Source organism: Bacillus paramycoides (assembly GCF_001884235.1).
GTDB lineage: Bacteria > Bacillota > Bacilli > Bacillales > Bacillaceae_G > Bacillus_A > Bacillus_A paramycoides.
The window spans coordinates 1-15,526 of record NZ_MAOI01000070.1 but is presented as its reverse complement, the minus strand read 5'-3'; the positions used below and the strand labels follow the sequence as shown (position 1 = coordinate 15,526).

The 15,526-nt window shown below is 36.1% G+C and carries 14 protein-coding genes; 5 read left to right on the top strand and 9 right to left on the bottom strand.

What is annotated here, in order from left to right:
- Positions 1-6: 6 nt before the first annotated feature.
- The 8 genes from def to BAU28_RS13785 all read right to left on the bottom strand — a co-directional run bounded on the left by def (position 7) and on the right by BAU28_RS13785 (position 9,172).
- Positions 7-477 (bottom strand): peptide deformylase, encoded by a 471-nt coding sequence (def, locus tag BAU28_RS13820; RefSeq protein ID WP_002173124.1) that lies wholly within the window; start codon positions 475-477, stop codon positions 7-9.
- Positions 478-488: 11 nt separating this feature from the next.
- On the bottom strand, positions 489-2,894 hold the full coding sequence (priA, locus tag BAU28_RS13815; protein WP_071718841.1) for a primosomal protein N': 2,406 nt from the start codon (positions 2,892-2,894) through the stop codon (positions 489-491).
- Positions 2,891-4,096 (bottom strand): bifunctional phosphopantothenoylcysteine decarboxylase/phosphopantothenate--cysteine ligase CoaBC, encoded by a 1,206-nt coding sequence (coaBC, locus tag BAU28_RS13810; protein ID WP_002173126.1) that lies wholly within the window; start codon positions 4,094-4,096, stop codon positions 2,891-2,893. The genes priA and coaBC overlap by 4 nt, the downstream gene beginning before the upstream one ends.
- A 200-nt stretch (positions 4,097-4,296) precedes the next feature.
- Complete coding sequence (gene rpoZ / locus BAU28_RS13805) at positions 4,297-4,509, bottom strand: DNA-directed RNA polymerase subunit omega (RefSeq protein ID WP_000933964.1); 213 nt, start codon at positions 4,507-4,509, stop codon at positions 4,297-4,299.
- A gap of 2 nt (positions 4,510-4,511) precedes the next feature.
- Positions 4,512-5,129, bottom strand: a complete 618-nt coding sequence (gene gmk, locus BAU28_RS13800) for a guanylate kinase (protein WP_002173127.1) — start codon at positions 5,127-5,129, stop codon at positions 4,512-4,514.
- A 13-nt stretch (positions 5,130-5,142) separates the two neighbouring features.
- On the bottom strand, positions 5,143-5,406 hold the full coding sequence (gene remA, locus BAU28_RS13795) for an extracellular matrix/biofilm regulator RemA (protein ID WP_002173128.1): 264 nt from the start codon (positions 5,404-5,406) through the stop codon (positions 5,143-5,145).
- Between the two features lie 67 nt (positions 5,407-5,473).
- Positions 5,474-6,349, bottom strand: a complete 876-nt coding sequence (locus tag BAU28_RS13790; protein ID WP_071718840.1) for a YicC/YloC family endoribonuclease — start codon at positions 6,347-6,349, stop codon at positions 5,474-5,476.
- Between the two features lie 99 nt (positions 6,350-6,448).
- On the bottom strand, positions 6,449-9,172 hold the full coding sequence (locus tag BAU28_RS13785; protein ID WP_071718839.1) for a calcium-translocating P-type ATPase, SERCA-type: 2,724 nt from the start codon (positions 9,170-9,172) through the stop codon (positions 6,449-6,451).
- Positions 9,173-9,277: 105 nt separating this feature from the next.
- On the opposite strand from BAU28_RS13785, the gene BAU28_RS13780 reads away from it, so the two are divergent.
- Entirely contained in the window at positions 9,278-10,987 is a 1,710-nt protein-coding gene (locus tag BAU28_RS13780; protein WP_071718838.1) for an Rqc2 family fibronectin-binding protein, read from the top strand.
- Positions 10,988-11,038: 51 nt separating this feature from the next.
- Here the strand turns inward: BAU28_RS13780 and BAU28_RS13775 are convergent, their stop codons facing one another.
- Complete coding sequence (locus BAU28_RS13775) at positions 11,039-12,220, bottom strand: lysozyme inhibitor LprI family protein (RefSeq protein WP_071718837.1); 1,182 nt, start codon at positions 12,218-12,220, stop codon at positions 11,039-11,041.
- A gap of 460 nt (positions 12,221-12,680) precedes the next feature.
- Between BAU28_RS13775 and BAU28_RS13770 the strand changes: the two genes are divergently transcribed.
- The 4 genes from BAU28_RS13770 (at position 12,681) to BAU28_RS13755 (ending at position 15,522) form a co-directional block, all read left to right on the top strand.
- Positions 12,681-13,751: a M24 family metallopeptidase gene (locus tag BAU28_RS13770; RefSeq protein WP_071718836.1), complete on the top strand. Its 1,071-nt coding sequence runs from the start codon at positions 12,681-12,683 to the stop codon at positions 13,749-13,751.
- A gap of 84 nt (positions 13,752-13,835) precedes the next feature.
- A complete protein-coding gene (locus tag BAU28_RS13765) occupies positions 13,836-14,360 on the top strand; it encodes a DinB family protein (protein WP_071718835.1) in 525 nt (174 codons plus the stop codon).
- A 207-nt stretch (positions 14,361-14,567) separates the two neighbouring features.
- Positions 14,568-14,822, top strand: a complete 255-nt coding sequence (locus tag BAU28_RS13760; RefSeq protein ID WP_025148304.1) for a YbeF family protein — start codon at positions 14,568-14,570, stop codon at positions 14,820-14,822.
- Positions 14,823-14,844: 22 nt separating this feature from the next.
- A complete protein-coding gene (locus BAU28_RS13755) occupies positions 14,845-15,522 on the top strand; it encodes an HAD family hydrolase (protein ID WP_071718834.1) in 678 nt (225 codons plus the stop codon).
- Positions 15,523-15,526: the final 4 nt, after the last annotated feature.

The following is a 15,526-nucleotide window of genomic DNA, read 5'->3' as shown; positions in this document are numbered from 1 at the left end:
TAACACCTATTCTAATTCGTTTTCTTCATAATATCTCGTCACTTTAGATGTGAATAAAACACCATGTAAATGATCGATTTCATGCTGAATTGCACGCGCCAAGAAGTCTTTCGCTTCTAATAAGAATATTTTCCCGCGGCGATTTTGCGCACGCACTTTAATATAATCTGCACGCTCCACTTCACCATAAAGTCCCGGAAAGCTTAAGCAGCCTTCGGGACCTACTTGTTCACCACGTTTTTCTAAAATAACCGGATTAATTAATTCGATTTTCCCCGTATCATCACCGATATCAACAACAGCTACTTGTAAGCTTACACCTACTTGTGGCGCAGCTAAACCAACGCCGTCTGCAATTAACATTGTTTCATGCATATCTTTTAACAATTTCACTAACTTTTTATCAAAGTTAATTACTCTTTCGCATGGTGTTTCTAACACTTCATTTGGATGCTTTACAATTTCTAAAACTGCCATATTTCCCTCCGCTACATTAACATTGTTGGATTAAAATCAATTGAGATTTGTAGCTCTTTTTGCATTTCTGCTTGATAATGTTCATTTACCATTTTGAGCACGTTCTTTAAGTTTGGTTCCCGTTTGTATTTTATCATGCATTGGTAACGATATCTATCTTTTATCCTTGGAATTGCTGAAGCAACTGGCCCTAACACCATCGTTTGCTGTGAACAATGCATTCGTAAATGACCGACAATTTTTTCCGTCACTTGGACTGCCTTTAATAATTCTGGATGGGATACAGTGACAAGTACAACGTAGTAATATGGCGGATATTGCCTCATTCGCCTCATTTGCATTTCTTGTTCAAAAAATACATCATAGTGTTGATTCTTTGCTAATTCTACACTGTAATGTTCCGGCGTATACGTTTGAATTACAACTTCCCCTGGCAATTCATGTCTTCCTGCACGTCCACTCACTTGCGTCAATAGCTGATAGGTCTTTTCACTCGCCCGAAAATCAGGTAGGTGAAGCATCGTATCCGCCGTTAAAACACCAACAAGCGTCACCTTCGGAAAATCAAGTCCTTTTGCAATCATTTGTGTTCCAAGTAATATATCTGCTTTCTCTTCACCAAATGCCTTTAATAATTTTTCATGCATTCCTTTGCGGCTTGTTGTATCCACATCCATTCGAATGACTCGCGCTTCTGGAAATAGTTTTGTGATTTCTTCTTCAACCTTTTGCGTCCCTGTACCAAAGAAACGAATATAAGTACTATTACAAGCAGGACACTCTGTTGGCATATTTTCTTCATAACTACAATAATGACATTTTAAACGATGGTTCATTTTGTGATATGTCAGCGAAATATCACAATGCGGACATTGTACGACATACCCACAATCACGGCACATCACAAACGTAGAATGACCCCTTCTATTTAAAAAGAGAACCATTTGTTCTTTCTTTTCTAATCGATCTGCTATTTTTTCATGCAGTGCCTTTGAAAACATTGAGCGATTTCCATCACGAAGCTCTTCCCGCATATCAACAATTTCTACCGTCGGCAAGGCTTGTTCATTCATACGTTTTTCCATCGTCAGTAGCTCATAGACACCTTTTTTTGCTCTAGCAAACGATTCAAGTGTCGGCGTTGCACTTCCTAGAACGATTGGACACTTATGATATTGCCCTCTCCACACCGCTACATCTCTTGCATGATACTTCGGATTATCTTCTTGCTTATAACTCGATTCGTGCTCTTCGTCAATAATAATGATCCCTAAATTTTCAAATGGAGCAAAAATAGCTGAACGCGCACCAACTACAACTTTCACTTCTTTTCTTAAAATCTTGCGCCATTCATCATATTTTTCTCCGACAGAAAGCGCACTATGAAGAACCGCAACTTGCGAACCGAACCTACCTTTGAAGCGATCTACCATCTGGGGCGTTAACGCGATTTCAGGAACAAGCACAATAGCTTCTTTTCCCTTTTTCAGCACCGCTGCTATAGATTGTAAATACACTTCTGTCTTACCACTTCCTGTAACACCATATAGTAAAAATGGATTGTAAGTTTCATTTATAATCGATGACAAAATCGGTGTAATTACTTGTTTTTGTTCCTCAGTAAGTGGGAATGGTTTCGTTTGTTCAAAATTATCATCGTCATACGGATTCCGGTATACTTCTACATACTTTTCTGAGATTAGCCCCTTCTTAACAAGTGCTTTTATTGGTGCATCTGTTATTTGTAATTCTTCTGTTAAAATTTTCAACGGTACACTTTTATAATTTTCTACAAAATAATAAAGTACATCTTGTTGTTTTCTACTTTTCAGTTCAAACGCCGCTAATTCTAGTTTATCTTCCGGCAATTCTGGTTGAACTACTCTTTGTTTCTTCTTTTGTACTTTATCCTTTACTTGATAAACTACTTCAATCGTACCATTTTTAATTTCTTGTTGAATAGTGCGATATAGGTGTGGCTGCGCCTCGATAGCTTCCCAATCTATCGTTTCCTTCCCCTGAAATAAACAAAGAATTTCTGGCGTAACTTCTTCTTGTTTACGAAGCTGTAGACGCTTTTTATACGTTGCTTTTATCGCTGTCGGCAGCATCACTTGAAAAGCTGAAATCATATAACATAACGTTTCACTTGTAAGCCAATACCCAAGCTTTAATAACTCCTCATTTAAAACTGGAGTGACATCTAGTATTTCATAGAGTACCTTTAATTTTTTACTTTCTACGTCAACCGAATCCTTTATACCAATAATAAAGCCTTGCAATTTCCTCGGGCCGAATGGGACTACTACACGCATTCCTGTTTGCACAATATCTTCCCATTTTTTAGGGATAATATAATCAAACGGTCGATCTGTTTGACGTGCAGGTACATCAACAATTACACTCGCAAACTTCATAAACGATCATCTTCTAACATCATTTCAATTTGCTTTAATATTTCACGAGCTACTTCTTTCTTCGTTAAAAGTGGCAACTCAATAATCTCTCCATCTTTTCTATACATTGTCACAATATTTGTATCTGTACCAAATCCAGCTCCTTGGGCTTTCACATCATTCGCAACAATCATATTTGCATTTTTCTCACGTAATTTTCTCGTTGCGTACTCCTCTATGTTTGTCGTTTCGGCTGCAAATCCAATAAGTAACTGTTGGTCCTTCTTCTCACCTAACGTTTTTAAAATGTCCACTGTTCTTTCTAATTCAATAACAGCATCGCCATTCTTCTTTTTCATTTTATTATCATGAACATATTTCGGGCGGTAATCTGCAACTGCAGCTGTTTTAATAACAACATCCGTATTGGAATAATACTTAAGTACAGCTTCTAACATATCTTGTGCAGATTCCACTTGTACAGTTGTTACATGTAGTGGTGGAGTTAGCGATGTCGGTCCTGAAATAAGTATAACCTCAGCTCCTAAGTTTGCTGCCACTTCCGCAATTGCATATCCCATCTTTCCAGAAGAAAAATTCGTCATAAAACGAACCGGATCAATCTTTTCACGTGTCGGTCCAGCTGTTATTAATATTCGCTTTCCTTGCAATGGCTTTTTCTCTGAGAAAGATGCCTCTAAACGCGCAATAATCGTTTCAGGCTCTTCTAATCTTCCTTTTGCTACATAACCACATGCTAAAAAACCTTCCCCAGGCTCAATGAATGTATATCCTAAAGTTTTTAACGTCATCATATTTTTTTGAACAATTTTATTTTCATACATATGCACGTTCATAGCAGGTGCAATCCACACTGGCGCTGTAGTAGCTAACAAAGTAGTTGTAATCATATCGTCAGCAATACCACCAGCTAACTTTCCAATACAATTGGCTGTAGCAGGTGCAACAAGTACAACATCCGCCCAATCTGCTAAATCAATATGAGCGATAACCGCCGAGTCTTTCTCATCGAATGTATCTGTATATACATCATGACGAGAAAGGGCTTGAAATGTAAGAGGAGTAACAAACTTCATTGCTGACTCACTCATCATCACTTTTACAAGTGCCCCCGCTTGTGTCATTTTACTTGTTAACGCAGCTGCTTTAAAAACCGCAATGCCTCCTGTTACACATAGAAGTATCTTTTTCCCTTTTAGCATATGACTCGTCCTCTTTCTTTTTCAAACTTATTCTGCTGAAATGGAGTTTTTCCAGCTCGTCAGTGCTAGTATTTCGTTTCTTCTTTATACAAGTTCTTTTCAGCTCTGTCGTAAAAAAATAACAACCTACTTGTAAATAGGTTGTTACCGTTACATAGAAAATTATAATGTCTATGTTTTAATTTGTCGAAAAGATGGTCTTAATCAATTATTTTGTCTTCGCTTGGTACATATTTTAATACTTCTGCATCGATTTCTTCTAATGATTTACCTACACATTTATGAGAAACAGGTTGTTCAATAACACAGTTGTCAGCAAGTTGCATTTCACGAGCACGCTTCGCAGCTACTGTTACAAGCGTATATTTAGAATCGATTTTTGTTAATAATGAATCAATTGATGGATTTAACATAATTATAGACCCTCCGTCATTTCTTTATAATATTTTGCTACTCTTTCGCGGCGGCAATGTTCGCCAACCACAATTGCTTTAATTCTGTCGCAAGCTAATTCAACTTGATCGTTTTCTACTACATAGTCATAAGCGTCCATCATTTCGATTTCTTCTTTCGCTACCGTTAAACGATTTTCAATAACATCTTCAGTTTCTGTACCACGACCGACAATTCGGTTCTTTAGTTCAGATAAACTTGGAGGTGCTAAGAAAATAAATACACCTTCAGGAAAGGCTTTTTTAACTTGAATTGCTCCTTGCACTTCAATTTCTAGGAACACATCTTTTCCTTCTTGTAATGTTTTTTCAACATAATCAATTGGTGTTCCGTAATAATTACCAACGAATTCAGCCCATTCAAGTAACCTCTCATTACGAATCATTTCTTCAAATTCTTCTCTCTCTTTAAAGAAATAATCCACACCATCTACTTCACCTTCACGCGGTTTACGTGTCGTTACTGAAATAGAGTACTGAAAACGCGTATCTTCATGGCTAAACAGCTCTTTTCGAACCGTTCCTTTCCCGACCCCAGAAGGTCCTGAAAGAACGATGAGCAATCCTCTTCTACTTCTCATAAATATGTAAAACCTACCCTTCCTCACTTAAATCTTCTTTATTATTCAAACGATGTGCAATCGTCTCTGGCTGAATTGGACTTAATACAATATGCCCATCATCCATAACAATAACCGCCCTTGTTTTTCTCCCATACGTAGCATCAAGCAAAGCATTATGTTCACGTGCTTCCTGTACTGTTCGTTTAATAGGAGCTGACTCCGGACTTACAATAGCAATAATTCGATGAGCAGATACAATGTTTCCATATCCAATATTTAAAAACCTCATGGCCATAGTTTGCGCCTCCTAGTAAGTCTATCCGATTTCTCCACCACGTATAACTTTATATATTTTTTGAAAGCTACTCAATATTTTGTACTTGTTCACGAATTTTTTCAAGGTTATTTTTCATTTCTACGACATATTTTGAAATTGTTAAGTCATTTGCCTTAGAACCAATCGTATTAACTTCTCTATGCATCTCTTGCACGATGAAGTCCATTTTCCTTCCAACAGGCTCTTCAATTTGCAGTGCTTCACGAAATTGATCTAAATGACTTTGTAAGCGTACTAGTTCTTCGTGAATATCTGAACGCTCTGCAAATATTGCCACTTCTGTTAGCAATCGTTGTTCATCTAAATCTTGACTATGTAATTCTTTTAAGCGATTTTCTAATCGTTCACGATATTTTTGTGTAACAATTGGCGCATGTGGGATAATTGCATTTACACAATTGTGAATCTCTTGCAAACGATACGCTATATCTTTATGTAATCGTTCTCCTTCGCCCTCTCTCATCGTTTTCAACATATGAGCAGCTTGGCGAACAGCCTCATATAAACTGTTTTCAAATTGTACATTTACATTTTCTATTTCTTCAACTGCCGTTACTTCTGGCATTCCCATTAATTGTTGAAGTGTAATAGAATCTTGTAATTGAAATTTTCCTTTTATATCTTCCATAATGGATTGGTACTGTTCAAGAAGCTCCCAATTCACACTTAATTTTCTTTCAACAAGCCCTTCACCTGTTATACTAATAGACACTTCAATACGTCCACGGCGAACTTGTTCTGCAATTATTTTACGAATTTTATCTTCAAACACCATCATTTGCTTCGGAAGTCGAATACTCATTTCTAAAAAGCGATGGTTCACCGACTTCATTTCTACTGTAATTTGAAAAGTATCGTTTTCTACTTTCGACCTTCCAAATCCTGTCATACTACAAATCATCTTTATCACATCCAAGCCATGAAATAACTCAATGAAAAAGGTAATAGAGATGCAACTCTACTACCTTCTGTAAATTATATCACATTTTCATATTATTGACTATTTCAAGTTTAATCCCTTCTTATATAACAGTGGTTTTTTCTTTTCCTCCTTTTTTCTTGTTAATAAGGATCCTACTAATAAGAATGTCGGAATAGATGATAATCCTCCAATTAACAACCAATCTCGTGCTTGTATCGGCAATGTGCTAAAAATCGGTTGTAATGGCGGATAATAAATAACTACAAGCATTAACAATAAGGAAATAATAACCGCTCCTACTAAATATATATTTCCAAATGGGTTGCGATGAAATATAGAATGTTCACTGCGACAATCAAATACATGAATAAGCTGAGCAAGTACTAATGTTGCGAATGCTACCGTTTGTGCATACTTCAATTCGTTCGGATGCTGGTTAAATGCAATAATAAACGCTACTAATGTCACTGCTCCGATTAGAAAACCACGACTTATAATTTTCCACGCAAGCCCTCTAGCAAATACCCCTTCTTTCGGATGGCGTGGCGTTCGCTTCATCACATCTCCTTCAGCTTTATCCAACCCTAATGCCATCGCTGGTAAACCATCAGTAACTAAGTTCACCCACAAAATTTGAATCGGAACCATCGGCAATGGCAAAGCAAGTAACATCGCAAATAACATAACTAAAATTTCACCAACATTAGATGCTAACAAATACCGAATAAACTTCCGGATATTTTCATATATGTTTCTACCTTCTTTAATCGCCGATTTAATCGTGGCGAAGTTGTCATCTAACAACACAAGTGAAGAAGCTTCTTTTGCAACATCTGTCCCTGTAATCCCCATCGCAATCCCTATATCGGCTGTTTTAATAGCTGGAGCATCGTTCACTCCATCACCTGTCATAGCTACTATATGCCCCCTATTTTGCAATGCCTTAACAATTTTCAATTTATGCTCAGGAGACACACGAGCGAATACATACGTATCTTCTACAATATTTTCTAATGCCTCCACATCCATATTCGCAAGTTCTACTCCTTCTACAACGCGTCCACCCGGTGGTAAAACCCCTAACTGTTCCGCAATTGCCATTGCTGTCACTTTATGATCTCCCGTAATCATTACCGTTCTAATACCAGCTTCCTTACACTCTTTCACCGCTTGTGCAACTTCTGGTCTTGGCGGATCTATCATTCCTTGTATTCCAACAAGCATAAAATCCTGCTCGACTTCTCTTTCATGTTCAATTGAATCTGTAATTTTTAACGGTTTAAATGCCACCGCAATCGTTCGTAAAGCTTGACTTCCCAAACTATGAATCGCTGCCTGTACTTCTTTTCGGTACAGTTCACTTAAAGGCTGCTGTTTATTTCCCCATAAAATTGTTTGGCTCATTTGCAAAAGAACATCTGGTGCTCCTTTTGTAATAACAAATTTTTTGCCTTCACGATCACGAACGATAACGCTCATCATTTTTCTAGTTGAATCAAAAGGAAATTCACGAATGACTTCAAACTTTCCTTTAAGAGCTTCACGTGATATCCCCGCCTTCATTGCTGCTGCAACGAGAGCTCCCTCTGTTGGATCTCCATCTAACACATACGTCTTTTTCTTTTGAATAACATTCGCATTATTACATAAACAGCCAAATGTAAGTAGTTGATAAAGTGATTTCGTCTTAGCAGGGTCAATTACTTTTTCACCCTTCATAAACGAACCTGTTGGCTCATAACCTTGACCTGTTACCTTCCACAATTCTCCACCTGACCACATATGCGTTACCATCATTTTATTTTGTGTCATTGTTCCTGTTTTATCTGAGCAAATAACAGAGGCGCAGCCTAATGTTTCTACAGCCGGCAACTTTCGCACAATCGCCTTCTTTTTAATCATGCGCTGTACGCCAAGTGATAACGCAACCGTAACGATTGCTGGCAATCCTTCCGGAATAGCCGCAACAGCGAGCGAAACCCCAGCCAAAAACATGTGATACACTTCATTCCCTTGATATACACCGGCTAGTACAACAAGAGCTGTCAAAATAAGAGCGACAATAATCAAAATTTTCCCAAGCTGTTCTAATCTTCTTTGTAATGGCGTTTCCATTTGCTCAGCATTTTGCAACATATTTGCAATTTGCCCCATAGCTGTATTCATTCCAGTTGCTACGACTACTCCTGTTCCAGCACCTCTCGTTATCATCGTCCCCATAAATGCCATGTTTTTTTGATCCCCAATTGAAACATCTTGACCTTGTAACGCCTCTACCTTCTTTTGTACAGGCACTGACTCTCCTGTAAGAGCCGACTCTTCAATATATAAACTTGAGGATTCTACAAGTCGAACATCCGCGCCAATACGGTCACCACTTGAAAACTTAATAATATCACCTAGTACAAGCGCTTTAGACGGTGCCTTTATCCACTTTCCATTTCTTAGTACAGTAACTTGAGGAGCGGCCAATTCTTTTAAAGCTTCCAACGATTTTTCAGCTTTCCTCTCTTGAAAGAAACCTAGGATACCATTAATAATAACGATTGCAACAATTGCAATAGAGTCGATATACTCTCCTAAAAAAGCCGAAATAATTGTAGCACCAAATAAAACAAGCACCATAAAATCTTTAAATTGCGCTAAAAACACCATAAGCGCAGAAGGGCGCTTTGCTTCTTCCAATTCATTTGTACCAAATTTCTTTAATCGCCCCTCTGCTTCTTGCTCTGTAAGACCTACCTCCACATTCGTATTCGTTCTTTCCTCCACTTCATGTGCACGCATTTCATACCAGTTCATTCTGCCATCGACCTCCTGATTCCAGACATACTCTAATGAAAGCTTATTCAGCCTCGTCCAAAAAAATGCTATAATTAACTTTTAGTTAGAAAGGAGTGTTCATTCATGGCATTCGATGGATTATTCACAAGAGCGATTACACATGAAATTGCAAATTCTCTTCAAACAGGAAGAATTTCAAAAATATATCAACCCTCAAAATATGAAATTTTATTACATATTCGAGCAAACGGAAAAAACCAAAAGCTGATTCTTTCATCTCATCCTACATATGCGCGTATGCACTTAACGAATCAAAACTATGATTCACCAGCGATACCGCCGATGTTTTGTATGCTTCTTCGCAAACATTTAGAAGGTGGGTTTATTGAAAAAATTGAACAAATTGACTTGGAACGTATTATTCAAATTACAGTTCGCAGTCGTAATGAAATCGGAGACGAATCTTTAAAAACATTAGTAATCGAAATAATGGGACGACACAGTAACATTATCTTAGTAGATACGAAAACAAATGTTATTTTAGATAGCTTAAAACACGTTTCTTTAGCCGTAAACCGTCATCGAACTGTATATGCGGGAGCTGAATATGTTGCACCACCAGCCCAACATAAAATCAACCCACTGCACATTGAAAATGCGGATGATTTTATTAGACCACTAGACTTTTTATCTGGAAATATGGATAAACAGCTTGTCGGAGCTTTTATGGGGATTTCCCCACTCTTTGCAAAAGAAGTAGTGAAAAAAGCAGGTATGGTAAATGAAGAAGCATTATCTGAAGCTTTCTTCATCTTGCAAAAACCCCTACTAACGCATCAGTACGTGCCAACAATGATAACTGCAAATGGAAAAGAGTTCTTTTACCTATTCCCTCTTTCTCACTTGCAAGGAAATGAAAAAACATTTTCGTCTGTTAGTGAGTTGTTGGATCGTTTCTTCTTTGGTAAAGCAGAGCGCGATCGTGTAAAACAACAAGCTCACGATTTAGAGCGATTTATGCAAAATGAAAAGTCAAAAAATGAAAAGAAGCTAATTAAACTAGAAAAAACATTACAAGACGCTGGAAAAGCAGATAAATATCAATTATTTGGAGAGCTACTTACAGCCAATATGTATGCTTTGAAAAAAGGGGATAAAGATATTGAAGTTGTTAACTATTACGACGAAAATAGTGGAACTGTAAAAATCACATTAGATCCTTTAAAAACACCATCTGAAAATGCACAGCGCTATTTCCAAAAGTACCAAAAAGCGAAAAATTCGGTTGCTATTGTAGAAGAACAAATCGAAAAAACAAATGAAGAAATTCTTTATTTTGATAGCTTACTGCAACAAATGGAAGCTGCTTCTTCAAAAGACATTGAAGAAATTCGTGAGGAACTAGCTGAAGAAGGTTATGTGCGTAGTCGTAAGACGAAGAATGCAAAGAAAAAACCAACTAAACCAATATTGGATAAATATTTGGCTAGTGATGGCACAGAAATTTTCGTCGGTAAAAATAATAAACAAAATGATTATTTAACAACGAAATTCGCTCGTCGTGATGAGATTTGGTTACATACGAAAGACATACCTGGGTCTCACGTTGTCATTCGTTCTTTGGAGCCTGCTGAAGAAACTTTACTAGAAGCTGCTAAAATAGCCGCTTATTTCAGTAAAGCAAAAGATTCTAGCTCTGTTCCTGTAGATTTCACAAAAATACGCCATGTCAAAAAACCGAGCGGTGCAAAACTGGGATTTGTTACATATGATAATCAACAAACAATATATGTAACGCCAGATGCCGACACAGTAATGAAATTAAAAGCATAAATACTTAAAAATGCGTTGCTTGTAAGCAACGCATTTTTTTATGTTTTTAGTTTAGTTCATATATCCATTAACTAATTCGTAACATCTTTCTTTTGTCATCTTATATTTCTCCTCTGAAGCTTCTATACGTCTCATCGTTCCATTGTTTGGATCAGTACCAATTGCTTTAACTTTACTTTCTTTTTCTTTAACCCACGCAATTTGTTTCGTTTTTAACGACTGAAATGCATCAGGGGACATAGTATTTTTTAATGTGTTGTAAATTTCATTTAATTTACTATCCCACAATTGATAATTTCCTTCTATTTCATTTACTATATCGTTTGTTGTCATAACGTTCGTATGTTTTTCTTGATTTTCTAGAGCTGCTAACTCATTTAGAACCTTAGTTTTACCTAATGCTGAAGAAGATTCTTTTTTGAGCTGCTTCTCTTCTTTTGAGCTAATATACGTACTGGAATCATTTCTCTTAGCTGTTTCTTGTTCTTGAATAACATCTTCTTTCGTTATCTTTTCTTGTTTTTTATCATCTACATTGTATGTAATAACAGATGTTTGGGCGTCCACAGCAACTACCCCGTTACTTTCTTTAAAAATATATTTCTTATCGCCACTATTCTCTTCTCTAACAAAAGAGACATTCTTGAAACCTTGAACTCTAAGAAGTTCGTTAGCTTCTTCTTTAGTTAACTTTAAATCTGCTGGAGTATTTGATGACCATCTATCCATTAACCATTTTCCATCTTTATAAACTAAAATAAATTCCCACGTCTCCGCTTCATTCCCCATATCATTTGCAAGGGTGAGTGTCTCAATCTTTAAAACATCATTTTTCTGCGAATAAGTTAGCCTCACTTCTGGCTCAATATGAATAGGGAATGGCAACATATCCGTTTCTCTTGACCTATTAAATGTATCAAGCAATCCAGGAAGCTGATTCTCTACAAACTTATTTGAAACTAATCCCTTAACCCCTTTTTTAGCTATATCCAAATCTCCAGGATTATTTCGACTCCATCCATTTTCTTTTTCCATTTCACTAAAAGAGTTTGCAATTTCATCCACACTCTTTCTTACGATCTTTTTAGCTTCTTTCTCTGTCACCTCCGGCGCTTCATCCAGCTGATCAACTTTTTCATTGAGTTGAACGTTGTTATTACTTTTTTCACAGCCTGTTACAACAAGCATACTAATCGCTAAACAAAATGACATTAATTTACTTAATTTCTTCATGTACTCACATTCCTCATTCATTTATATTCGTTACGCATTCCTATCTTCGAGAGAAATCCAACAATTACCTATTATATCAATAATCATCATTTGTTTATATATTAAATTTTATATTCAAATAAAACAAAGGATATGTTACTTTTCCAAATGTATAATCTAAAAATCGTGTATACTTTTCTTTCCTAACTTCAATATTGTCAAAAAATTTGACACGCTATTTCGTATTTGTATAAATTTTTTTACAGTGTGTAAAGAAAGTGAATCTTGAATCGATGTATTTTTCATTCCCCCACTGATAAATTGAAGCAATCTGTATTTCACGAGCAGCCCACCTTCCACAAATAGTGGGCTAAATTTCTTACCTTCTCTAAAATATATGCAATTCCCACTATCTTTTCTCTAAATATAGATTTTGGCACGCTACTTGCTTTATTCAATACTGTGAAAAGGGGGCATTAACATGACTTTAAGAATTAATAAAATACAAAAACAACTACATAACTACGGAATTGATGGATTACTTATTACAAAAAAAGAAAATCGTCAATATGCAACAGGCTTTACAGGTAGCGCTGGCGTCGTCTTAATCTCTGCGGATAAAGCTATTTTTATAACCGACTTTCGCTATGTGGATCAAGCGAAATCACAAATAAAAGAAGCCGAAATTATTATGCATAAAGGAAATTTAGAAGAAGAAATTGCAAATCAAGTATCGAAATTAAACATTCAAAAACTTGGAATTGAAGAAAACAACATGACATTGCAACAATATAAGAACTTACAAAAATATATACATGCTGAAATGGTGCAGGTATGCGAAGTTATTGAAGATATTCGTATTATTAAGGACACACCCGAAATAGAAACAATAAAATTTGCCGCTACTATTGCTGACGAAGCTTTCCACCACATTCTCAACTTTCTAAAACTAGGAATAAGTGAGACCGATGTCCGAGATGAATTAGAATTTTTCATGCGAAAAAGAGGAGCTACATCTTCATCATTCCAAATCATTGTAGCTTCGGGTGTTCGTTCTTCTCTCCCCCATGGAGTTGCATCGGATAAAATAATTGAGCATGGCGATATCGTTACATTAGATTTCGGTGCACTTTACAATGGCTATTGTTCCGATATAACACGGACTGTAGCGATTGGCGAGCCATCCGAAGAATTCAAAAAAATATACAATGTTGTACGAGAAGCATTAAAACGTGGAACCGAAGCAATTAAGCCCGGCGAAACTGCGAAAAGTATCGATGATATAACAAGAGATTACATTACAGAACATGGATACGGTCAATATTTTGGCCACTCTACCGGGCACGGTCTTGGCTTAGAAATACATGAACCTCTTCGTCTATCTCAAGAAAGTAAAGCTACTTTACAAGAAGGCATGGTTGTTACAGTGGAACCGGGAATTTACATACCAAACTGGGGCGGTTGTAGAATTGAAGATGATATCGTCATTACAAAAGACGGATATGAAGTTATTACAAAAGCAAATAGAGAGCTAATTGTTATCCCTTGTTAAAAATTATGAACTTTTTAACAGGAGTTTTTCTCTGCACATAGAATTCCTTCTCTGGAGTATCCGTTTAAAGAGGGGGAATTTAAATTGAATTTTGTAATTGATAAAATAGATGGTTTACAAGTTGAATTTTCAAAACTTGTTTCCATGATGAATTACGCTCGTTATACAACAATGCAAGCGGTGGAAGGCTTAACAACTGAAGAACTTGATTATTTATATGATGATGAGGCAAATTCAATCGGCATGTTATTGTACCATATGGCCGCTATTGAATTTTACTACCAAATTCATACCTTTGAAGATCGTGAACCGACAGATGCTGAATTAAAACGGTGGTTACCTGCTGTTGAGTTAGGGGATCTTGGACGTGAGAAAATAAAAGGAAACTCCATAGAATTTTACATAAATACATTACAAGAAGTACGCTCCAAGACGATTGAAACTTTTCAATCGTTGCCTGATGAATGGCTATTTAAAACGACAGACTTTTGGTATGACAAACCAGCAAATAACTACTTTAAATGGTTTCACGTATTTGAAGATGAAATCAATCATCGCGGACAGATTCGTATGATTAAAAAGATGCAAAAAGCTCATTCAGTAAAGTAAGAAAGTGCCACCTTATCCGGTGGCACTTTCTTCTATTCATTAGCAAATATTATTTTATTTACTCACTATCATTACTTTTTTTATTCTTAGAAAAGATACGACTTTCAAAAGGGGTTTTTTGTCACTTAGCGAAATTATTTTAGGAGAGCAATTATTCAAAACGTTTATGAGAACCAAATAACTTCTACTAAAAAAGGGGACATAACTATGAATGAATTGATTTTCTTCTTATTAATTTGTCCATTACTTATCTTTATTGTTTCAATAATTGGAACACGTAGAACGAGAATGTATTACGTAATGCCAATTGTAACGTTTGCTAGTTTTTTAATAATAGGTGTTATCGCCTTTACTCCAAAATTTTTCTTTTGGGTTGGTATGTACAGCATCTTCTCATTTATCGTTTCTTATATGACTCTATTATTTGTGAGAGGATATGAAGTTGCAGAAAGCAATAAGTAGTTAGTAGTAAGGGGATTGTAATATGATTTTCTTTGATATCGATGGAACTCTACTTGATTATGACGCAGCTGAGAGAAATGGCATTTCACATTTCTTCCAGAAGTATAATGATATTTTTCTAGGAAACGAATTAGAGGCCACGAAACTGTGGCATGAATTATCCGAACAATACTTCAATAAATTTTTATCCAATCAATTATCCTTTCATGAGCAACAAGCATTGCGAATGTATCATTTATTTAAAGCATATGAAGTACATTTATCACTTAAGGAATCTAAGCAAAGATTCAATCAATATATCGAACTGTATAAAAAAAACTGGATTGCATTTGAAGATGTACTATATACATTACAATCCTTAAAGCAAAAAGGATATTCATTAGGTATCATTAGTAACGGCGATTATGAACAACAAATTGAAAAGTTGACCGCTTTAAATATTCTACAATATTTCAGCTATATTTTTACTTCTAGTAAAATCGGGATTTCAAAACCCGATCCAGCAATTTTTCAAATGGCCGGATTACAATCTAATTTTGAACTAAAAGATTGCTATTATATTGGCGATCGATTAGAAACGGATGCAATTAGTAGTACAATAGCTGGAATGCAAGGGATATGGTTAAATCGGGATAACTCGCAGCTCAAGTGCGATATTCCTACTATATGTTCTTTACATGAAATTTTAACAATGATATAAAAAA

What these genes read in the sequence shown, in the direction of transcription:
- BAU28_RS13790 (WP_071718840.1), bottom strand. Translation starts at nt 6,349, where the DNA reads ATGATTTGTAGTATGACAGGATTTGGAAGGTCGAAAGTAGAAAACGAT.
- rpoZ (WP_000933964.1), bottom strand. Translation starts at nt 4,509, where the DNA reads ATGTTAAATCCATCAATTGATTCATTATTAACAAAAATCGATTCTAAA.
- def (WP_002173124.1), bottom strand. Translation starts at nt 477, where the DNA reads ATGGCAGTTTTAGAAATTGTAAAGCATCCAAATGAAGTGTTAGAAACA.
- BAU28_RS13755 (WP_071718834.1), top strand. Translation starts at nt 14,845, where the DNA reads ATGATTTTCTTTGATATCGATGGAACTCTACTTGATTATGACGCAGCT.
- BAU28_RS13785 (WP_071718839.1), bottom strand. Translation starts at nt 9,172, where the DNA reads ATGAACTGGTATGAAATGCGTGCACATGAAGTGGAGGAAAGAACGAAT.
- BAU28_RS13760 (WP_025148304.1), top strand. Translation starts at nt 14,568, where the DNA reads ATGAATGAATTGATTTTCTTCTTATTAATTTGTCCATTACTTATCTTT.
- coaBC (WP_002173126.1), bottom strand. Translation starts at nt 4,096, where the DNA reads ATGCTAAAAGGGAAAAAGATACTTCTATGTGTAACAGGAGGCATTGCG.
- remA (WP_002173128.1), bottom strand. Translation starts at nt 5,406, where the DNA reads ATGGCCATGAGGTTTTTAAATATTGGATATGGAAACATTGTATCTGCT.
- BAU28_RS13775 (WP_071718837.1), bottom strand. Translation starts at nt 12,220, where the DNA reads ATGAAGAAATTAAGTAAATTAATGTCATTTTGTTTAGCGATTAGTATG.
- BAU28_RS13770 (WP_071718836.1), top strand. Translation starts at nt 12,681, where the DNA reads ATGACTTTAAGAATTAATAAAATACAAAAACAACTACATAACTACGGA.
- BAU28_RS13780 (WP_071718838.1), top strand. Translation starts at nt 9,278, where the DNA reads ATGGCATTCGATGGATTATTCACAAGAGCGATTACACATGAAATTGCA.
- priA (WP_071718841.1), bottom strand. Translation starts at nt 2,894, where the DNA reads ATGAAGTTTGCGAGTGTAATTGTTGATGTACCTGCACGTCAAACAGAT.
- gmk (WP_002173127.1), bottom strand. Translation starts at nt 5,129, where the DNA reads ATGAGAAGTAGAAGAGGATTGCTCATCGTTCTTTCAGGACCTTCTGGG.